The organism is Massilia sp. LXY-6 (genome assembly GCF_051233485.1).
Taxonomy (GTDB): Bacteria; Pseudomonadota; Gammaproteobacteria; order Burkholderiales; family Burkholderiaceae_D; genus Telluria.
In genome coordinates, this window is record NZ_JBKFGF010000032.1 from 13,653 (window position 1) to 32,847 (window position 19,195).

Sequence of the window (19,195 nt, forward strand, 5' to 3'; positions counted from 1 at the left end):
CGGGAGTCTGACCCCGGTTTGAGCTAAATTAAGGGAGATCGGCGGCGTTCATGCGGCGCTGGATGACGCCGGTGCGGCGTGCCAGATAGTTGGTCTGGCGGTGGGCGTCGTAGTAGCGCGGGTTCGGCAGCATCACCGCCAGGCGCGCGGCCTGGGCCGGGTCGAGCCTGGCCGCGGTGCTGCGGTAGTAGTGGCGCGCGGCCGCTTCGGCGCCGAACACGCCGCGGCCGAATTCGACCACGTTCAGGTAGATTTCGAGGATGCGCTGCTTGCTCATCACCGTTTCCAGCATATAAGCGATGACCAGTTCCTGTCCCTTGCGCAGGTAGTTCCGCGAGCCCGACAGGAACAGGTTCTTCGCCAGCTGCTGCGTGATGGTGGAACCGCCGCCGATCACCTTGTGGCGCTTGTTGTTGCGCTGATAGGCTTTTTCCAGCGCCTCCCAATCGACGCCGTCATGTTCGGTGAAGTTGGCGTCTTCGGAGGCGATCACCGCGCGCTTCAGGTTGTCGGAGATGCGCTCGTAGGGTACCCATACCTGTTCCAGCCTGGCGTTCGGATTCTTTTCGCGCAGGCTTGAGAGCTGCTGGCGCATCATGCTCGTCGACGAGGGATTGAACTGGGTCCACCAGCAGATCATCGCGAAGAAGTACAGCTGCACCAGCAGCACGGCCAGCAGCGGCCCAAGGACGATCCACTTCAGCCAGCGGCGGCGGCTCCCTTTACCGCTCGCGGTACTCGCCGTCCTGCCCGCAGTGGCCATGCTCGCCTTGAGCGCTCTCATCATAATTTTGACCGCATCTGTTCCAGGAGGCTTGCCGTCTGCGGACGCACCCCGCGCCAGATGGCGAAGGCTTCGGCGGCCTGCTCGACCAGCATGCCGAGGCCGTCGCGGACCGCGGCGCCATGGCTGGCGGCGAACTGCATGAACGGGCTCGGCGTTTTCCCGTACATCATATCCAAAGCCAGCGTGCCCTGGCAAAACGCTAATGCCGGCACCGGCGGCATCGCGCTCGACAGGCTGGCCGAGGTCGCGTTGATCACCACGTCGAAAGAAGCGCCGATATCCTCGAAGCCACAGGAAGACAGCTGCCCCGGATGCGCAAGCTGGCCGGCAAAATGCTCGACCAGGGCGTCGGCGGTGGCGCGGGTGCGGTTGGCGATCACGATCGCCGCGGGGCCATGCTGCAGGATCGGCAGGACCACGCCGCGCGCCGCGCCGCCCGCGCCCAGCAGCAGCACACGTTTGGCGGCCAGCGGCACGCCGGCATTGCGGACGATGTCGGCCACCAGGCCGGGGCCGTCGGTGTTGTCGCCGACGATCTCGCCGTCCTCGAAGCGCAGGGTGTTGACGGCGCCGGCCAGGCGCGCACGTTCTTCGAGGCGGGTGGCGATGTCCGCCGCCTCCAGCTTGAACGGCACGGTGACGTTGGCGCCGCGGTAGCCGCGTGCGATCAGGCCGCGCACGGTGTCCGCAAAACCGTCCAGCGGCGCCAGGCAGCGTTCGTACACGATGTCCTGGCCGGTCTCAAGCGCGAAGGCGGCATGGATGTCCGGGGATTTACTGTGGGCGATCGGGTTACCGATCACGCAATATTTGTCACTCATTCGCATCAAGCTCCTTCTTATGCCCCTTTTTCTTCACGCAGTTCGGCCTGCAGCTTGCCTTCGCGGGTGAACGTGAAGGTCGTGATCACGATCCACAGGTCGTCCTTGTCCGAGGAACGCATATTCGCCGGGAATTTGCCGAACGGCGCCGCGCGGCGCACGATGCCCAGCGCGGCCTGGTCCAGCGCGCGGTTGCCGGAGCTGCGCTCGATGCGCGGCCCGCCTTCCTTGTCGTAGATGCTGCCGTCCTGGAATACCGGGATGGTCATCACCAGTTCGCCGTACAGCTTCCGGCCGTTCTGCTGCGGGAAGCTCAGGGTGCCGACTTCCTCGACCCGCTTCTGCATCGCCTTGTAGTACATGGCATAGCCGACCCCGCGCGTGCTGGGGCTGATGAAGGTCTTTTTCGGGCGCTTGTTTTGGTCCGAGATGCGCTGGGTGATCTCGGCGGCCTGGCGCGCGATGGCGGCCTTGGTGTCGAGCATGTCGGCGCCGTTGCGCGGCGGTTCGGGTTTGACCTGTTCGGCGACCGGCGCGGACGTGAACCCGGACTTGCGGACCTGGGTCAGGACGTTCTTCTGCTGCTGCTCCAGCTCGTCGATGCGACGCTGCAGGGCCTTGATGCTGTCGCCGTTCTCGATCTTGCGCAGGTCCGGCAGCGGCGACTGCGCACGCCCGGCATTGGCATTGCCGCCGCCGTCGAGGTTGGCCTGGGCCAGCGCCTCCGCCTTGACGGGGGCCCGCTCGTGCTTGGCATTGACCAGGATGACTTCCAGCCCCGGATCGGCCGGCTGCAGCCGGAATGCCTCCGGCGCGGCGAAGCGGATCGCCAGCAGCGATGCATGCGCCAGCACCGAGAAGGCGGCGGCGATCATCAGGGGACGCTTGTGTTGAAGGCTCTTCACGTGCTGCGAGATGGGACGGTTGGGGAGTACGTAAAACTCATTCTACCGTGCAAGCCGATGACTTTGTTAGGCCCGGGAGGAACTATCGATCTTTAGAGCAACAGAAGTGCGGCTGTTGTAGGGTGGGCGATTGATGCCGGGGGCATCAATCGAGTGCCCACCTACGGAATTACACCGCAGGAACGTCGGTCTGCGACGCCGGATCGGTGACCGTCACCGCCCCCTCGGCCTCGGCCACTTCCTCGGCCGCCGACTCGCCGGTATCCCCGGCCTCGGCCGTCGCCTCTTCCTCCTCCTCGAGCTCGAGCGCGGCAGCCGTTTCCGGCGTCGGCTCGGCCACCTCGAGCAGGCGGGCTTCCAGCGACAGGTCGACCTCGTCCCAGCGCACGATGTCCATCCGTACCTGGGCGCCGCGCGCCACTTGCTGCATGCCCGGCAGGCGGATCACCAGCGGGATCTCGACCAGGCGCAGCACCTCGTCCTTCAGCACCACGGCATCCACCTGGCGCGCCTGTTCCTGGCCCAGCCAGCGCAGGCACCAGTAGCGTTCCATGTTCTGCTGGAATTCGTTATAGGCCGCGTAGGCCGCGTCGAAGGCCGAGACGATCGAGAACAGGGTCGCGTCGCGCGGCTTGAACGGCGCCACCAGCGGCGCCGTCACGCCGTGCTCGGCGCAGGCAAGGATCTGCCACTGGTTGACCAGGTCGGTGTAGCGGCGCAGCGGCGAGGTGCTCCAGGCGTACTGGTCGACGCCGAGACCCTGGTGCGGCGCCGCGTGGGTCACCATGCGCACCTGGATCTTGGCGTTCCAGCCGCCCGCGCCCGGCCCCTGCGAACGGTAGATGCCCGGCACGCCGGAGTCGTGCAGCAGCTTGCCCCAGGTGCTGTTGGCGAAGATCATCAGCTCGGCCACGATCTTGTCCAGCGGCGCGCCGCGCTTGCGGCGCACGATGGTCACTACGTCGTCCTCGACGTAGAAGTTGAAGTCGACGCGGTTGGCCTGCTCCGGCTTCAGGCCGAAGGCCTCCCTCTTCTTCATGCGGCCCGCCTCGAGCTGCAGCGCCCACTTCCACAGCAGGCCCAGCTCGTCCTTGTGCGGATAGTCGCCGGCGCCGCTTTCCAGTACTTCCTCGGTCACCAGCGCATCGAGTTCGTTCAGGCGCAGGTTGGTCTTGATCGGCACGCGCTCGGCGCGGGTCTCGGTGGACAGCACCGACCACGTCTCCGGGTTCAGCGTCGCGTACAGCGACAGCGCCGGGCAGTCCCTGCCTTCGGCCAGGGTGAAGGCTTCCACCACTTCGTCCGGCAGCATGGTGATCTTGTCGCCCGGCATGTACACGGTCGACATGCGCGCGCGCGCGATCTTGTCGAGGGCGTCGTCCGGACGGATGGCCAGGCCCGGCGCGGCGATGTGGATGCCGACCCGCACCGTGCCGTCGTCGAGATGCTCGACCGAGAGGGCGTCGTCGATCTCGGTGGTGGTCACGTCGTCGATCGAGAACGCCGCCACCTTCGCCAGCGGCAGGCCGGCCGGCGCACTCGGCACGCTCACCGGCGGGAAGCCGGCGCCGCGCGGGAAGTGCTCGAACAGGAAGCGCGCCATGTGCAGCTCCTTGGCCGAGGCGATGCCGCGGGTACTCAGCATCAGCCGCTGCGGGGTGGTCTGCAGTTCGCTGGCGGCGGTTTCCAGGGCCTTGTATTCGATACTGTTCTTGTCCGGCTTGAACAGCAGTTGCTGCACCAGCGGCTGCAGCGCGGCCGGCAGGCGTCCGGCCTTCAGTTCCTCGACATACGAAGCCTGCACGACGGCCTGCTGCTTCTTCTTTTCGATACCGGCCAGGGCCGCGCGCAGTGAAGCTTCGGGCGCGGCCTTGTAGCGGCCGCGGCCCTTCTTGTAGAAATAGATGGGCGCGTTGTGCAGCGCCAGCACCAGGCCGGCGGCCTCGAAGGGCAGCGGCGCATGGCCGAAATATTCCGCGCCCAGCTCGGTAAAGCCGAACTCCTCCTGGCCCGCGACTTCCCACAGGAATTCGAGGTCGACGTCGCCGGCGACCGTCTTGGCCTGCTCCAGCAGTTCGGCCGGGGACGGCTTGTCGAACTGCAGCAGCACGTCGCGGGACTTGACCTTGGTGCGCTTCCCGCTCGGCATTTCGACCTGGTAGGCCTCGCCCGCCTGCGACAGCACGGTGCCGACCTTGAAGTCGCCGGATTCTTCGAAAAAGACGTTCATATCACTTCACATTCATATCAGATTTCGCCGCCACCAGGTTCAGCACCGCCGGCAAGAATACCTCGGTGACCAGCAGCAGGCCTTGACGGCGGCGATAGACGCAGCGCCGCGCATAGTGGACGGTGTCGGATCGACCGTCCTTGCCTTCCCGGGCGAGCGCCGCATGCACGCGCGCCAACAGGGGGTGGCCCGGACGGATCCTGGCAAATTCGAGCTGGCCGCGCTCGACGAGCGGATCGTAGAACAGGGTCGTGCCGAGCGAGCGCTCGCCCAGCGCCGAGAACAGCGGCCAGTCCTGGGCGCTCGCGCTCAGCGGCACCACGGTATGGCCGTAGACCACCGGCTCGCCGTCGCAGCGCAGCAGCACTTCGCGCTCCCACACCCGCGCGGGCCGGGCCAGGCCGATCGCGGCGGCCTCGTCCGCCAGGCACAGGTTGCCCGCCTGGCGCAGCTTCTGTACACGGAATTGGCGGCTGTGCGCGATCAGGCGCGCGGTCAGGGAACCCGGGGTGGTCAGCCAGTCGCGCATGGCGGCGCTGGCTCCCACGCCATCCGGATGCGCCAGCCAGCGGGCCCGGCGCAGCGACGCCGGCCTCACGACGCGATGTCCGATCCGGCCACGGCCCTGGTGGATGTTGCGGTTCGGAGCATGCCGCAGAATCCCAGCAGCTCGTCGACATGGTCCTCGAATTCCGACACCGCATGGTCGCTGCCTTCGATGACGTGCTGGTGCGCGCCGGCGTAGTGGGCGACCATGTCGCGGTAGTCCAGCACCTCGTCGCCGGTGGCGGCCAGCAGGAAGTAGCGCTCGGGCCGCGTGATCCGCGCCACCTTCAGCTCGGCCAGCTCGTCGATGTACTCGCGCTTGAATTCGAAAGGCTCGTCGGAATGCCAGGCGGTGGTCACGCCGACATGCTTGTCCAGGTCCTTCAGCGGGTCGACCGCCGGATTGATCAGCACCGCGCGGCAGCCGAAGCGCTCGGCCAGCCAGGTCGCGTAGAAGCCGCCCAGCGAGGAGCCGACGATGGCCAGCGCATTTTCCCCTTTTGCCGCATGCCTTTCGGCGAGCCTCAGCACCAGTTCCATCGCCGCCTTCGGCGAGGCCGGCAACTGCGGGCAGATCAGCGCCTGCGCGCGGCCGAGCTGGGTCATGCGCTGGTACACCACGCGCGCCTTGAAGGAGCGCGGGGAAGAGCGGAAGCCGTGCAAATATAAAAGATGCTGCGCCGCATTCATTGCGCCAGCGCCTCCAGCAGCTTCTGGTGCACGCCGCCGAAGCCGCCGTTGCTCATCACCAGGATATGATCGCCCGGCTGGGCGGCTTGCACGATGGCCTGCACCATGTAGTCGAGCTGGTCGAAGCTGTGCGCGATATTCCCCAGCGGTTTCAGGGCGTCGGCCAGCGACCAGCCCAGCGCCTGCTGGCTGCCGAAGCCGAATACCAGGTCGGCATCCTTCAGGCTGCCCGGCAGCGCATCCTTCATCGCGCCCAGCTTCATGGTGTTCGAGCGCGGCTCGAGCACGGCCAGGATGCGGCCATTGGTCCCGATTTTCTGGCGCAGGCCGGCAACGGTGGTGGCGATCGCGGTCGGGTGGTGCGCGAAGTCGTCGTACACGGTCACGCCATTCACCACGCCGCGCACTTCCATGCGCCGCTTGACGCTCTGGAAGCGGGCCAGCGATTCGATCGCCTGCGCGGGCGGTACGCCGACATGGCGGGCGGCGGCGATCGCGGCCAGCGCATTGGTCCGATTGTGGTGGCCGGTCAGGTCCCAGTACACGGTGCCCTGCAGCTCATGATTGAAGAGGACGTCGAAGCTGGAGCCGCCCGGATGCTCGACCAGGCTCCAGTTCACGCCGTCGGATGCGCCGAAGGATTCCTTCTCGCTCCAGCAGCCGCGCTTGAGCACGCGCGCCAGCGCGGCTTCGTCGCCGTTCACGACCAGCCGGCCGACGCCGGGCACGGTACGCACCAGGTGGTGGAATTGGGTCTCGATCGCACCGATATCGGGGAAGATGTCGGCATGATCGTATTCCAGGTTGTTCAGCACCGCGGTCTTGGCGTGATAGTGGACGAACTTGGAACGCTTGTCGAAGAAGGCGGTATCGTACTCGTCGGCTTCGATCACGAAGAAATCGGATTCGGTGTCGCCGGACAGGCGCGCCGAGATGCCGAAGTTCATCGGCACGCCGCCGATCAGGAAGCCCGGCGAATAGCCGGCATCTTCGAGGATCCAGGCCAGCATCGAGGTGGTCGTGGTCTTGCCATGTGTACCGGCAACGGCCAGCACCCATTTATTGCGCAGAATATGTTCGCCGATCCATTGCGGGCCGGACATGTACGGCAGGCCACGGTTCAGGATTTCCTCGATTAATGGATTACCACGCGTCATCACGTTCCCGATCACGTAGAGGTCGGGATCGAGCGCTACCTGGTCCGGGCTGTAGCCCTGGATCAGCTCGATGCCCTGGGCTGCGAGCTGGGTGCTCATCGGGGGATAGACGTTGGCGTCGCACCCGGTGACGCGGTGGCCGGCCTCTTTGGCCAGGACTGCCAGGCCGCCCATGAAGGTACCGCAGATACCGAGGATGTGAATGTGCATGGTGATGGGAACAAATATGCCGGGAAAAAGCGAATACGGGATTCTACCCGACGCGATGCCATTTTCCGTTCAAGAGTATGATCACAGACATGATGCCAACGCCAAATGATGACCTCCAACAGTTGCGCGCACGTATTGCTGCCACCGCCGCGCGCATGATCGCTCAAGATGGCGCCGACTATGCCACCGCCAAGGCCAAGGCCGCGCGGCAGGTGCTGGGCGTGGACCGCCCCTCCCCCAACTATTTGCCGGACAATATCCAGGTCGAGGACGAAGTGCGCCGCTACCAAGCCCTGTTTCAGGGACCGGCCCAGGCCGCCCGCCTGCAGAGCCTGCGCAGCGCCGCGCTCGAAGTCATGGAACAGTTGGCCGAGTTCCGGCCCTACCTCACCGGTGCCGTGCTGAGCGGCAGCGCCGGCGAGCATGACGACATCCATCTGCAGCTGTTCGCCGACAGCGCCAAGGACGTCGAAATTTACCTGCTGAACCGCAACGTCGACATCGACATCTCGGAAACCCCGCACTTCAAGGGCGGCCGCCACGAGCCGGTGGAAACCGTCAGTTTCCAATGGAAGAAGGAAACCGTGCACGCCGAGCTGTATGAAATGAACGACCTGCGCGGCGCCCTGAAACCGCGCGCCGACGGACGCCTGCAGCGGGTTGACGCGGCCGGCCTGCGCGCCCTGATGACGACAGATGAGACCCTGGAACAAGATGAATAAGAAGAACCTGGCCGGCTATGCCATCCTGGCCGCGGCCTTTGCCGTATTCGGCGCCATCGCCGCCGTCAAACAGGAAGCGAAGGGACCGCTGACCACGACCTATGCAGCGACCGACGGCCGCCCCCACTCCGCCGTCACCAATCTGTATGCGCAATCGCTGAACGACCTGTCCGGCAAGCCGCAGGCCCTGGGCCGGTGGAAGGGCAAGCCGCTGCTGGTGAATTTCTGGGCATCGTGGTGCGCGCCTTGCGTGCAGGAGATGCCGGAACTGTCGGAACTGGCGGCCAAGGATGGCGGCAAACATGTCAATGTGATCGGGATCGGCATCGATTCCCCGGCAAACCTCAATGAATTCGTCAAGAAGACGAAGGTTTCCTATCCCTTGTATGTGGGCGGCATGAGCGGCACCGACCTGTCCCGCGAGCTGGGCAACGTGAATGGCGGTTTGCCGTTCACGGTGCTGATCGGTGCGGACGGCCAGGTACGCAAGACTTACCTGGGCCGCCTGAAGTTCGACCAGTTGCGGGCAGACCTGGCAAAGCTGTAGCATTCGGCGCTTAGCGAACGGTCGTTCACTTATATTCCGGGCGCTTTATATCGCTTGCCAACATACAATGTTGACGGCAAAATGCCTGTCTTTCGGGCAAATAGACGGTTCATCATGGCGAAAAAGCTACTGCTGCTCAACGGCCCCAACCTGAATTTACTGGGGACGCGGGAGCCTGCGGTGTACGGCGCAACTACCTTGGCCGACATCGAGCAGGCTGCCACTGCCCAGGCAGCAGCGCTTGGTGCAAGCATTGCTTGCTTCCAGAGCAACCATGAAGGAGCGTTGATCGACCGCATTCATGCCGCGAGGCAGGAAGGGGTGGACGCGATCGTCATCAACCCGGGCGGACTGACCCATACCAGCGTCGCGCTGCGCGATGCGCTGGCGGCGGTGGACATTCCGTTCGTGGAGATCCACCTCTCTAATATTTATAAGCGTGAGGAGTTCCGACACCATTCGTTTTTGTCTGCGATCGCGCAAGGCACGATTTGTGGACTGGGAGCTGATGGATATCGCTTTGCCATCGACTTCGCACTCAAAGAGCGTTAATCTACGTCAACTTCACGCATCCTGTGCGGACTTGCGCACCACCTGACGCGCCGCATACTCAACAACAAATAATTCCAAGGGGTTTCACATGGATCTACGAAAACTCAAGACATTGATCGACCTCGTCGCCGAATCGGACATCGCTGAACTCGAAGTGACCGAAGGCGAAAGCAAGGTTCGCATCGTCAAGTCCTCCGCAATCCCGCAGAATCAGGTGGTCATGGTTCCGCCGCAAGGCGTCCAGCAATTCTCCGCACCGGCCGTTGCCGGTGCCGCACAGGCCCCGGCCGCCGCGCCTGCCCCGGCAGCGGCAGCCGAACCTACCGGCCACGTCGTCAAGTCGCCGATGGTCGGCACCTTCTACCGCTCGTCGGCCCCGGGCGCCCCGGCCTTCGTCGAAGTCGGCGCCACCGTGAAGGAAGGCGACACCCTGTGCATCATCGAAGCGATGAAGCTCCTGAATGAAATCGATGCCGACGTCTCCGGCACCGTCACCAAGGTCCTGGTGGAAAACGGCCAGCCCGTGGAATTCGGCCAGCCGCTGTTCGTGATCGGCTGAGCACCAAGTTATAGAATACGGGGTCAGCCTCCTTTATCCAAGGTGGCTGGCCCCTTAAGTCTTTCTTCCTGTTGTATCCGGCATGCCGCCGGCACTCACAGAAAACACCGCATACCATGTTTGAAAAAATTCTAATCGCCAATCGTGGTGAAATCGCGCTGCGTATCCAGCGCGCCTGCCGCGAGATGGGCATCAAGACGGTCGTCGTGCACTCGGAGGCCGACAAGGACGCCAAGTACGTGAAGCTGGCCGACGAGTCCGTCTGCATCGGTCCCGCGCAATCCGCGCAGAGCTACCTGAGCATGCCGGCGATCATCAGCGCGGCCGAAGTCACGGACGCCGAAGCGATCCACCCGGGCTACGGCTTCCTGTCGGAGAACGCCGACTTCGCCGAACGCGTCGAAAAATCGGGCTTCGTCTTCATCGGCCCGCGTCCGGAATCGATCCGCCTGATGGGTGACAAGGTGTCGGCCAAGCAGGCGATGATCCGCGCCGGCGTGCCCTGCGTGCCGGGTTCGGATGGCGCCCTGCCGGACGATCCGAAGGAAATCATCCAGACCGCGCGCAAGATCGGCTACCCGGTCATCATCAAGGCCGCTGGCGGCGGCGGCGGTCGCGGCATGCGCGTGGTGCACACCGAGGCAGCCCTGCTGAGCGCCGTGCAGATGACCAAGACCGAGGCCGGCACGGCCTTCGGCAACCCCGAAGTCTATATGGAGAAGTACCTGGAGAATCCGCGTCACGTGGAAATCCAGGTGCTGGCCGACGAGCACAAGCAGGCCGTCTGGCTGGGCGAGCGCGACTGCTCGATGCAGCGCCGCCACCAGAAGGTGATCGAGGAAGCGCCGGCGCCGGGCATCCCGCGCAAGCTCATCGAGAAGATCGGCGAGCGCTGCGCCGAAGCCTGCCGCAAGATCGGCTACCGCGGCGCCGGCACCTTCGAATTCCTGTACGAAGACGGCGAGTTCTACTTCATCGAGATGAACACCCGCGTCCAGGTCGAGCACCCGGTCACCGAAATGATCACCGGGATCGACATCGTCCAGGAACAGATCCGCATCGCCTGCGGCGAGCGCCTGCGCTTCAAGCAGCGCGACATCATGCTGTCGGGCCACGCGATCGAGTGCCGCATCAACGCCGAAGACCCGTTCAAGTTCATCCCGTCGCCGGGCCGCATCACCAGCTGGCACCCGCCGGGCGGCCCCGGTATCCGCGTCGATTCGCACTCCTACGCCGGCTACTACGTGCCGCCGCACTACGACTCGATGATCGGCAAGGTCATCGCCTACGGCGCCACCCGTGATCAAGCGATCCGCCGCATGCAGATCGCGTTGTCGGAAATGGTGGTCGAGGGTATCCTGACGAATATCCCGCTGCACCGCGAACTGATGGTCGACGCCCGCTTCATCGAGGGCGGCACCAACATCCACTACCTGGAGCAGAAGCTGGCCCACAAGCCGGACCTGCCGAAGGGTGGCGCGATCGGCGCCAAATCCGAGACCAAGGCAGCAGACGTCAAGGCTGAACAATGAGCTGGACTGAAGTGATCATCGAGATCGCCCGCGAACACGCCGAGGGCCTGTCGGACGCCCTGATGGAAGCGGGCGCGCTGTCGGTCTCGGTCGAGGACGCCGACGAAGGCACCGCCCAGGAAAAGCCGCTGTTCGGTGAGCCGGGCATGGTGCCGACCGAGGCTGCCTGGGACCACAGCCGCGTGGTCGCCCTCACCGACGTCGATGCCGACCAGGCCGCGATCGTGGCCGAGGCCGCCGCCGCCGTCGGCCTGTCGCAAGTCCCGGCCTTCACCACCCGCGACGTCGCCGACGCCGACTGGGTGCGCCTGACGCAATCGCAGTTCGCGCCTATCCACATCGGCAAGAACATCTGGGTCGTGCCGAGCTGGCACGAAGCGCCGGACCCGAACGGCCTGATCCTCGAAGTCGACCCGGGCCTGGCCTTCGGCACCGGCAGCCATCCGACCACCCGCCTGTGCATGGAATGGCTGGAAGCGCATCTGCAGCCCGATGAATCGGCGCCCGGCAAGTCGGTGCTGGACTACGGTTGCGGCTCGGGCATCCTGGCGATGGTCGCCAAGAAGCTCGGCGCGCAGGACGTCACCGGCGTCGACATCGACCCGCAGGCGATCGAATCGGCCAAGCTGAACGCCGAGCGCAACGCTTGCGAGATCGATTTCTACGTGCCGGACGACTTCACGGCATCCAAGCATGCCGACAGCCGTTTCGACATCGTGGTCGCCAACATCCTGTCGAGCCCCCTGAAGCTGATGGCGCCGATGCTGTCCGGCCGCGTCGCTCCCGGCGGTGCGCTGGTCCTGTCGGGTGTGCTGGCGCGCCAGGCCGACGAAGTGGCGGCCGCCTACGCACCTTTCATCAAGCTGAGCGTCTGGGCCGAGAACGACGGCTGGGTCGCCCTCCACGGCACACATTAAGCGCATGGCGCTTGCCACCCAGTGCCCCCACTGCCACACCACGTTCCGGGTCGCCGCGGACCAGCTCAAGCTCCGCGGCGGCATCGTCCGCTGCGGCGCCTGCCAGAGCATCTTTGACGGCAACGCCCACCTGATCGACCTGGACGCGCAGGCCGCGAAGCCGGAGCCTTCGCCTCCCTCTGCCGCGCCCCCGGCGGCGGAACAAGCGGCCACGCAGGCGCGGGACGGCGAATCCGATCCGCCCGTCTACACCCTCGATGTCGACCGCCGCTTCGATCCGCTCGGCATCCTGCCGAAGCCCGCGTCCGCCGAGCCACCGACATCGCCCGCGCCGCGCGCGCAGGTCTGGCGGAATGGCGGCATGACGGCTGCCGCCGCGGCTGCGGCTGCGGCTGTCGAACCTGAAGCGTATCCGGAGGCGGAGCAGGAACAGACGCCCGATGCCGACGCCGCGGTCGATACGCTGCCGCCGGTGCCGGCTGCGGAACCGGAATTGCCGCCGGCCGAACCCGACCTGCCGGCCGCCGAACACGCGCCCGAAGCAGCGAACGACATCCCTGCCGCCGTTGCCGAACCGGCGCCGGTAGCGGAGATGCCCGACTCCACGCTCGCATCTGCACCTGAATCTGCACCTGAATCCGCACCCGAGTCGGCACCTGCCGCCTCCGCCTACGCGCCCCATGGCCGCATCGAACCCAGCTTCGAGCTGCCGGTGGACGAGGAACTGGTCGCCCAGCCGCTGCCCGGCGAGGAGCACGCCTACCAGGACGAGGCCCCCGCCGCCGTGGCAGCCGTGAGCGGCCCCGCGCCGGAGATTCCGCCAACTCCCCTGCCCCTGCGTGCCTCGGCCGGCGGCATCGACACCGTGGTGCCGCCGCTGTCCGCACCGGCGCCGGCGATGAAATCGGTGCGCGCCAAAGCCGTCGAGGCACGCACGCGCCGCTCCAAGCTCACGCCGACCAACATCGAAGCGCCCAAGCTGCGCGTGCCGGTCGGTGCCGAAGCCGACGAGCCGGAATTCGTCAAGCGCAGCCGCAAGCAGGAGCAGTCGGGCCGGACCCGGCGCCTGCTGATGAGCGGAGGCGCCGTGGTCCTGGGGCTGCTGCTGCTGGCGCAGGGCATCCTGGACTTCCGCAACGTGCTGGCGGCGCGCTATCCGGGCGCCAGGCCCTTCCTCGCCGTCGGCTGCGCCGTGCTGGGTTGCCGCATCGGCCTGCCGGCCCAGATCGAGAACCTGTCGATCGAGACCGGCGAACTGAGCACCCTCGGCGTCGACACGTATTCGCTCAACACGCTGCTGCGCAACCAGGGAAGCCTGGTGCAGGCCTGGCCCAGCATCCAGCTCGAGCTGACCGATGCCAACGACAAGCCGGTGCTGCGGCGCGTGTTCGGCCCGGCCGACTACCTGCCGCGGGGCGTGTCCGCGGCGAACGGTTTCGCCGCGCGCTCCGAGCAACCGGTCCGGCTGAACTTCGCGCTCACCGAACTCAAACCGTCCGGCTACCATATCGCCGTTTTCTATCCCTAGTTTTCTTCAGGACTCATCATGACCAAGACTGCGCTGATCTGCGGCTCGATCGCCTTCGACAAGATCATGCAATACCAAGGCCGCTTCGGCGAAACCCTGCTGGCCGACCAGCTGCACCGCGTGAACGTCTCCTTCCTGGTGCCGACCCTGCGCACCGAGTTCGGCGGCTGCTCCGTCAACATCGCCTACAACCTCAAGATGCTGGGCGGCGATCCGCTGATCATGGGCACCATCGGCCAGGACGGCGGCGACTACCTCGAGCGCATGGAAAAACAGGGCCTGGCGACCAACGCGATCCGCTCGATCGACCACGCCTACACCGCCCAGTGCTTCGTCACGGCCGACCTGGACAACAACCAGATCAACGCCTTCCACCCGGGCGCGATGCAGTTCTCGCACGAGAACAGCCTGGCCGACTACCTGCCGTTGCGCGTCGCGATCGTCTCGCCGGACGGCCGCGACGGCATGATCAAGCACGCGCGCGACTGTGCCGAGCGCGGCGTGCCGCTGATGTTCGACCCGGGCCAGCAGTTGCCGATGTTCAGCGGCGAGGAACTGCTGACCTTCCTCGAGCAGGCCAGCTACCTCGCCTGCAACGACTATGAATTCGAAATGGTGATGGACCGTACCGGGCTGGCGCTGCAGGACATCGCCGCGCGCCTGGACGCGCTGATCGTCACGCGCGGCGAACAGGGCTCGGACATCTACGCCGGCGGCGAGCACCACAAGATCCCGGCGGTGCCGGCCAGCAGCGTGGTCGACCCGACCGGCTGCGGCGACGCCTACCGCGCCGGCCTGCTGTTCGGTATCGCGAACGACCTGGACTGGCCGACCAGTGGCCGCCTGGCCAGCCTGCTGGGTTCGATCAAGATCGCCCACCAGGGCGGCCAGAACCACAGCTTCACGCCGCAAGAGATCGCGGACAAGTTCGAAGCGGCGTTCGGCTACCGCTTCTGATCGTGGTTTAGAAAAGCGCCTGGCGCAGGAGGTACTGGACGATCTGCAGCAGGATCAGCGCGGCCAGTACCGACAAGTCCAGGCCACCCACCGGCGGGATCATGCGACGCAGGGGCCGCAGCAGCGGATCGTTGAGCGCGTGCACGAAAGGCGCCAGCGGCGCGTGCGGATTGATCCAGCTGAAGATCACCTCGATGATCAACAGGCCCATGAAGCCGTAGATAATCCAGTTCAGGAAGCGGAACAAGGCATACAGCACGACGGCCTGACCGCTCCACCCCGCCAGCAACATCACCGCACTCGCCAGCAGCACGATCAGGAAGGCCCCGATCAGGCTGGCCCAGTCATACCCCCCGACGCCCGGCAGGATGCGGCGCAGCGGGCGCACCAGCCAATCGGTCAGCGTGAACGTGAACTGTCCGATCGATGCCGGCGGCCGCACGCGGATCACCTGCATCCAGAAACGCAGCAACAAGACTCCACCGACAACGCCGGCTACGGTATCGACGATCAACTGAAGGATAGGCAGCACAAGGTCTCCTTAAAAAAAAACCGCTGTGTGAATCTCTCACACAGCGGTATTTTGCCTGATCCAGGCAAGAATGGGATTACGGACGGCTGCTGGTCGGGAACGGCCATGCTGCCGGTGCGACCACCGACTTGACGGCCGGCTGGGCTGCCGAGGTGCCGCTGTCCTGTTTGGCTTCGGTCTTCGACTCGGCCTTGGCTTCCGGTTTGGCTTCCGCTTTCGCTTCCGGCTTCGCTTCGGCCTTCGGCGCGGCGGCTTTCTTGGCGGCTGGCTTGGCGGCTGGCTTGGCGGTCGGCTTGGCTGCAGGCTTGGCGGCGGCTTTCACTGCCGGTTGCGACTCGGTGGTCTTGGCGGCAGCGGTTTTGGTGGCCGGAGCTTTGGTCGCAGCAGCTTTGGCCGGAGCTTTGGTTGCAGCAGCTTTGACCGGAGCTTTGGTCGCAGCAGCTTTGACCGGAGCTTTGGTCACAGCAGCTTTGACCGGAGCTTTGGTTGCAGCAGCTTTGGCCGGAGCTTTGGTTGCAGCAGCTTTGGCGGCGGTCTTGCCTGATGCGGCCTTGGCCGGTGCCTTGGCGGCGGTCTTGCCTGCTGCGGCCTTGGCCGGTGCCTTGGCGGTGGTCTTGCCTGCTGCGGCCTTGGCCGGTGCCTTGGCGGCGGTCTTGCTTGCTGCGGCCTTCGCCGGTGCCTTGGCGGCGGTCTTGCCTGCTGCGGCCTTGGCCGGTGCCTTAGCGGCGGTATTGCTTGCTGCGGCTTTCTTGGCCGATGCCTTGGCGGCGGTCTTGCCTACTGCGGCCTCAGCCGGTGCCTTGGCGGCGGTCTTGCCTGCTGCGGCCTTGGCCGGTGCCTTGGCGGCGGTCTTGCTTGCTGCGGCTTTCTTGGCCGGTGCCTTGGCGGCGGTCTTGCTTGCTGCGGCTTTCTTGGCCGGTGCCTTGGCGGCGGTCTTGCTTGCTGCGGCTTTCTTGGCCGGTGCCTTGGCGGCGGTCTTGCTTGCAGCGGCTTTCGCCGGTGCTTTAGCGGCGGTCTTGCTTGCTGCAGCTTTCTTGGCCGGTGCCTTGGCAGCGGTCTTGGTAGCAGCGGTCTTGCCTGCAACAGCTTTCTTGGCCGGTGCTTTAGCGGCGGTCTTGCTTGCTGCGGCTTTCTTTGCTGCCGGCTTTGCTGCGGCTTTAGCGGCCGGCTTTGCTGCGGCTTTTGCAGCAGGCTTTGCAGCGGCTTTAGCAGTCGGCTTTGCTGCCGGTTTAGCTGCAGCTTTCGCTGCGGCTTTTGCTGCCGGTTTCGCTGCAGCTTTTGCTGCCGGTTTCGCTGCGGCTTTAGTTGCCGGTTTTGCGGCGGCTTTAGCAGCCGGTTTTGCTGTAGCTTTAGCGGCCGGTTTTGCAGCCGGTTTAGCTGCGGCTTTTGCTGCCGGCTTAGCTGCGGCTTTTGCTGCCGGCTTAGCTGCGGCTTTTGCTGCCGGCTTAGCTGCGGCTTTTGCTGCCGGCTTTGCGGCTACGGCCTTTTTAGCGACGACGGGTTTTTCTGCTGCGGCCTTTGCGGCCGGCTTTGCTGCGGTTTTCTTAGCGGCTGTTGCCATTTTATGTTCTCCTTCTCTGCGATGAGAAAATACGCTACAAGGTTTGAACCCGTCCAACCCGGTCTGCTTGGTCGGGCGAATTATTCATCGGCGCACACGCGGCGTCTGCGTCAATGAATCCGGCACCAGCTGAACTGCTGCAACTCCTCAAGTCTGCAGCAGTTCAGCTATCGTCGTCGCCGACGACCGAAACGACAAAAGTTCGATGGTTCAAAGCGCTGATTACATTCCTGCCCGCGAGAAGCGCGAAAAGAAAAAGCCGCCATGCCCGAAATAATTCAGGCAATGCGGCTTGTTCTTTTCGCGAAGCTTACGTGCATACTGAATGAATCAGTGTCCCATTTTTGATCGGTTTGCCACCGCTTGACGCATGAAAAATTTGCGTGTTCACGTTTTGACAAATTCAATCACGTAAAGTACACGAAAACCTTGTCAGTGCGCAACCCGCACACGGTATTTTTCATGCCTTTCCGCTTGGGGCGAACTGCTATCGGCAGCTTTCAATCGATCGTCGCGATAACGTTTGATCCCATTCGTACTTCAGCTCCCTCAAAAACAAGCGCGCACCTGCCGCGCATTCCAAAAAAAATCCATTTCTCGTTACTGCTCACCGGCCGCACTAATGCGCAGCAAGTCCATTTTGCATAACCACGCCAGGCCGCGCTGCAAGGTCGGACGGTCGCAAGGACCGAGCGTGTCGAGCAGCTCGGCGACCTGCATCGGCCGCGACTCGATCGAACCGAAGATCTGGCCGAATTCCTCGAGCGTCGGAAAAGACGACGCGGCGAAGCGGTTGATTTCCAGCTCGCGGTACTGGCGCAGCTGCGCGAGCGACGCGTCCGGCGCGAGCTCGACGATCGATTCCGGCGTCAGCTGTACACTCGAATAACTCGCGAACAACGCGAACGGATCGAGTCGGTCCGGCACCATCTGCGGCAGCGGAGGCGCCAGCACGGCATCGGCGCGGCGCCGTTCATCGAGCTCGCTCCACAGCGCGCGATAACGTCCGAACACCACCTGCCAGTCGAACTCTTCGCGCGCGCGCCGGCGCCCACTCTCGCCCAGCTCGCGGCGCAGCCCGGCGTCCTTGATCAAGCGTTCGTAAGCCTGTGCGAGCTGTGCGCCATCCAGCGCCACCGCCTGGCTGGTATGACCACGATACTGGTCGTAACTGTCGACGCCATCGTCGTAACGCTGCGCGAGGTCAAGGCCGGCGCCCGCCCCGGGCATCACGGTCGGGATGCGGTAGCCATCGACGCCGTCGCGCACCGTGTCGCGATAACCGTTCCAGTCGCTCACCACGCAAGGCAGTCCGGCCGCCATCGCTTCGAGCGGCGCGTGGCCGAAGCTTTCCTGCACGTTGTCCGCCAGCGAGGTGAAGACGTCGGCGGCGGCCCAGGCGCTGGCCCGCTTGCCCGGTGCGCGGCCGTCGAGCACCGTCAGGCGCACCGATGGGCACAGCAGCGCCGCGGCCTCGCGGAAGGCCTTCTCGATTCCTTCGTCGGCGAACGATCCGCACAGGATCAGGTGGACCTGGCGGCCAGCCTTGTCGGCGCGTTCGAGTGCGCTGAACATCTGCTGCGGATGCGCTTTCGTGTGGAAGGACAGGCGGCCGCAATAAAGGAAGGCGATGTCGTCGGCGTCGATACCCAGCTCGGCGCGCGCCGCAAGCCGGCCTTCCTCATCGAATGCGAGGTCGCGGCTATGCACGCCGAGCGGGATCAGCGGCAGCTGCGGCAGCTCGAAATGCTGCGCCCCCAGCCGTGCGCGCAGGTAGTCGGCCTGGCGCTCCAGCACTTCGCGCACGCTGTCGCGCACCACGCGCGAGGTGCAGATCACCGCGTCCCAGCTGCGCACCGGCGCCACCGGCAGGCTGGCGATGGCGCTCATCGCCGCGTGGCTGGCGGTGGCGTGCGCGATGCCGCACAGGCTGTAGCGGCGTTCACCCAGGCCCAGGCGGCGCCAGGCCAGGCGCTCGATCCCGGGTGCGGGATGGTAGAGGATGCCGAAGTGTTCCAGGTCCTGCGGCCGGCCCTGGCTGACCCACTCGACCTGGCCGTTGAAGCCCTGCTCGCGCAGACCGCGTTCGCACTCGCCTGCATGGAGGTCGCCGGCGGCGAAGCAGCCGACCCGGGCCAGCCCGCTGTGCGCGATGGCGCGCAGCAGATCCGGTGCGGCGGCCGGATGGCCTTCGGGGGCGACATGCAGTGCGAAGCTGTCCTTCATGCGTTCTCCTCACTTAAGTAAGGTAAATGTGCAGGCTCGGGACCCGCAGCACCGTGCGCTAGGTCGCATATATCACCTGCGGACAGGTTCCGATGGATGAAGAAGCGCGTCACATGGCAGGCATGATAGCTTTAGTGACAAGCCCGTGGCGCAGCCTATGCGCAAACCCGGCGCGACTTCGTGCGCGAAGCGTGGTCAGGGTTCGGGGGTCGCGAT

The 19,195-nt window shown here is 65.2% G+C and carries 18 protein-coding genes; 8 read left to right on the plus strand and 10 right to left on the minus strand.

Annotated elements, in window-relative coordinates:
* Positions 1-28 precede the first annotated feature (28 nt).
* The 7 genes from mtgA to mpl form a co-directional block, all read right to left on the minus strand.
* A complete protein-coding gene (mtgA, locus tag ACI48D_RS15425) occupies positions 29-763 on the minus strand; it encodes a monofunctional biosynthetic peptidoglycan transglycosylase (RefSeq protein WP_435572115.1) in 735 nt (244 codons plus the stop codon).
* 20 nt (positions 764-783) lie between these two features.
* Positions 784-1,608, minus strand: coding sequence for a shikimate dehydrogenase (gene aroE / locus ACI48D_RS15430; protein WP_435572116.1), 825 nt, complete (start codon positions 1,606-1,608; stop codon positions 784-786).
* Positions 1,609-1,625: 17 nt separating this feature from the next.
* Positions 1,626-2,483 carry a TonB family protein gene (locus tag ACI48D_RS15435; RefSeq protein ID WP_435572133.1) on the minus strand — a complete coding sequence of 286 codons (858 nt, stop codon included), beginning with the start codon at positions 2,481-2,483 and terminating at the stop codon, positions 1,626-1,628.
* A gap of 199 nt (positions 2,484-2,682) precedes the next feature.
* Positions 2,683-4,743, minus strand: a complete 2,061-nt coding sequence (locus ACI48D_RS15440) for a ribonuclease catalytic domain-containing protein (RefSeq protein WP_435572117.1) — start codon at positions 4,741-4,743, stop codon at positions 2,683-2,685.
* A gap of 1 nt (position 4,744) precedes the next feature.
* Positions 4,745-5,341 (minus strand): chorismate--pyruvate lyase family protein, encoded by a 597-nt coding sequence (locus ACI48D_RS15445; protein WP_435572118.1) that lies wholly within the window; start codon positions 5,339-5,341, stop codon positions 4,745-4,747.
* Entirely contained in the window at positions 5,338-5,979 is a 642-nt protein-coding gene (locus ACI48D_RS15450; RefSeq protein WP_435572119.1) for a YqiA/YcfP family alpha/beta fold hydrolase, read from the minus strand. The genes ACI48D_RS15445 and ACI48D_RS15450 overlap by 4 nt, the downstream gene beginning before the upstream one ends.
* A complete protein-coding gene (gene mpl, locus ACI48D_RS15455; RefSeq protein ID WP_435572120.1) occupies positions 5,976-7,346 on the minus strand; it encodes a UDP-N-acetylmuramate:L-alanyl-gamma-D-glutamyl-meso-diaminopimelate ligase in 1,371 nt (456 codons plus the stop codon). Before mpl ends, ACI48D_RS15450 begins: the two co-directional genes overlap by 4 nt.
* Before the next feature lie 89 nt (positions 7,347-7,435).
* Here mpl and ACI48D_RS15460 point away from each other — a divergent pair, with 89 nt between their 5' ends.
* The 8 genes from ACI48D_RS15460 to ACI48D_RS15495 all read left to right on the plus strand — a co-directional run bounded on the left by ACI48D_RS15460 (position 7,436) and on the right by ACI48D_RS15495 (position 14,660).
* Complete coding sequence (locus ACI48D_RS15460) at positions 7,436-8,068, plus strand: hypothetical protein (RefSeq protein ID WP_435572121.1); 633 nt, start codon at positions 7,436-7,438, stop codon at positions 8,066-8,068.
* The gene (locus ACI48D_RS15465; protein WP_435572122.1) at positions 8,061-8,615 is read left to right on the plus strand and encodes a redoxin family protein; all 555 of its coding nucleotides are present in this window, start codon (positions 8,061-8,063) and stop codon (positions 8,613-8,615) included. Before ACI48D_RS15460 ends, ACI48D_RS15465 begins: the two co-directional genes overlap by 8 nt.
* 114 nt (positions 8,616-8,729) lie before the next feature.
* A complete protein-coding gene (gene aroQ / locus ACI48D_RS15470; protein WP_435572123.1) occupies positions 8,730-9,167 on the plus strand; it encodes a type II 3-dehydroquinate dehydratase in 438 nt (145 codons plus the stop codon).
* Between the two features lie 88 nt (positions 9,168-9,255).
* The gene (gene accB / locus ACI48D_RS15475; protein WP_435572124.1) at positions 9,256-9,726 is read left to right on the plus strand and encodes an acetyl-CoA carboxylase biotin carboxyl carrier protein; all 471 of its coding nucleotides are present in this window, start codon (positions 9,256-9,258) and stop codon (positions 9,724-9,726) included.
* 116 nt (positions 9,727-9,842) lie between these two features.
* The gene (accC, locus tag ACI48D_RS15480; protein WP_435572125.1) at positions 9,843-11,258 is read left to right on the plus strand and encodes an acetyl-CoA carboxylase biotin carboxylase subunit; all 1,416 of its coding nucleotides are present in this window, start codon (positions 9,843-9,845) and stop codon (positions 11,256-11,258) included.
* The gene (gene prmA, locus ACI48D_RS15485; protein ID WP_435572126.1) at positions 11,255-12,175 is read left to right on the plus strand and encodes a 50S ribosomal protein L11 methyltransferase; all 921 of its coding nucleotides are present in this window, start codon (positions 11,255-11,257) and stop codon (positions 12,173-12,175) included. The genes accC and prmA overlap by 4 nt, the downstream gene beginning before the upstream one ends.
* A 4-nt stretch (positions 12,176-12,179) precedes the next feature.
* A complete protein-coding gene (locus ACI48D_RS15490; RefSeq protein WP_435572127.1) occupies positions 12,180-13,703 on the plus strand; it encodes a DUF3426 domain-containing protein in 1,524 nt (507 codons plus the stop codon).
* Positions 13,704-13,721: 18 nt separating this feature from the next.
* Positions 13,722-14,660: a carbohydrate kinase family protein gene (locus ACI48D_RS15495; RefSeq protein ID WP_435572128.1), complete on the plus strand. Its 939-nt coding sequence runs from the start codon at positions 13,722-13,724 to the stop codon at positions 14,658-14,660.
* 7 nt (positions 14,661-14,667) lie between these two features.
* Here ACI48D_RS15495 and ACI48D_RS15500 read toward each other — a convergent pair whose 3' ends face one another.
* From ACI48D_RS15500 to ACI48D_RS15510, 3 genes are all read right to left on the minus strand, one after another.
* Positions 14,668-15,192, minus strand: a complete 525-nt coding sequence (locus ACI48D_RS15500; RefSeq protein WP_435572129.1) for a YggT family protein — start codon at positions 15,190-15,192, stop codon at positions 14,668-14,670.
* Between the two features lie 76 nt (positions 15,193-15,268).
* Positions 15,269-16,753 carry a transcriptional regulator gene (locus ACI48D_RS15505; RefSeq protein WP_435572130.1) on the minus strand — a complete coding sequence of 495 codons (1,485 nt, stop codon included), beginning with the start codon at positions 16,751-16,753 and terminating at the stop codon, positions 15,269-15,271.
* 600 nt (positions 16,754-17,353) lie between these two features.
* Positions 17,354-18,979 (minus strand): glycosyltransferase family 4 protein, encoded by a 1,626-nt coding sequence (locus tag ACI48D_RS15510; protein WP_435572131.1) that lies wholly within the window; start codon positions 18,977-18,979, stop codon positions 17,354-17,356.
* Positions 18,980-19,195 lie beyond the last annotated feature (216 nt).

What these genes read in the sequence shown, in the direction of transcription:
- mtgA (WP_435572115.1), bottom strand. Translation starts at nt 763, where the DNA reads ATGGCCACTGCGGGCAGGACGGCGAGTACCGCGAGCGGTAAAGGGAGC.
- aroE (WP_435572116.1), bottom strand. Translation starts at nt 1,608, where the DNA reads ATGAGTGACAAATATTGCGTGATCGGTAACCCGATCGCCCACAGTAAA.
- ACI48D_RS15435 (WP_435572133.1), bottom strand. Translation starts at nt 2,483, where the DNA reads ATGATCGCCGCCGCCTTCTCGGTGCTGGCGCATGCATCGCTGCTGGCG.
- ACI48D_RS15440 (WP_435572117.1), bottom strand. Translation starts at nt 4,743, where the DNA reads ATGAACGTCTTTTTCGAAGAATCCGGCGACTTCAAGGTCGGCACCGTG.
- ACI48D_RS15450 (WP_435572119.1), bottom strand. Translation starts at nt 5,979, where the DNA reads ATGAATGCGGCGCAGCATCTTTTATATTTGCACGGCTTCCGCTCTTCC.
- mpl (WP_435572120.1), bottom strand. Translation starts at nt 7,346, where the DNA reads ATGCACATTCACATCCTCGGTATCTGCGGTACCTTCATGGGCGGCCTG.
- ACI48D_RS15460 (WP_435572121.1), top strand. Translation starts at nt 7,436, where the DNA reads ATGATGCCAACGCCAAATGATGACCTCCAACAGTTGCGCGCACGTATT.
- ACI48D_RS15465 (WP_435572122.1), top strand. Translation starts at nt 8,061, where the DNA reads ATGAATAAGAAGAACCTGGCCGGCTATGCCATCCTGGCCGCGGCCTTT.
- aroQ (WP_435572123.1), top strand. Translation starts at nt 8,730, where the DNA reads ATGGCGAAAAAGCTACTGCTGCTCAACGGCCCCAACCTGAATTTACTG.
- accB (WP_435572124.1), top strand. Translation starts at nt 9,256, where the DNA reads ATGGATCTACGAAAACTCAAGACATTGATCGACCTCGTCGCCGAATCG.
- accC (WP_435572125.1), top strand. Translation starts at nt 9,843, where the DNA reads ATGTTTGAAAAAATTCTAATCGCCAATCGTGGTGAAATCGCGCTGCGT.
- prmA (WP_435572126.1), top strand. Translation starts at nt 11,255, where the DNA reads ATGAGCTGGACTGAAGTGATCATCGAGATCGCCCGCGAACACGCCGAG.
- ACI48D_RS15490 (WP_435572127.1), top strand. Translation starts at nt 12,180, where the DNA reads ATGGCGCTTGCCACCCAGTGCCCCCACTGCCACACCACGTTCCGGGTC.
- ACI48D_RS15495 (WP_435572128.1), top strand. Translation starts at nt 13,722, where the DNA reads ATGACCAAGACTGCGCTGATCTGCGGCTCGATCGCCTTCGACAAGATC.
- ACI48D_RS15505 (WP_435572130.1), bottom strand. Translation starts at nt 16,753, where the DNA reads ATGGCAACAGCCGCTAAGAAAACCGCAGCAAAGCCGGCCGCAAAGGCC.
- ACI48D_RS15510 (WP_435572131.1), bottom strand. Translation starts at nt 18,979, where the DNA reads ATGAAGGACAGCTTCGCACTGCATGTCGCCCCCGAAGGCCATCCGGCC.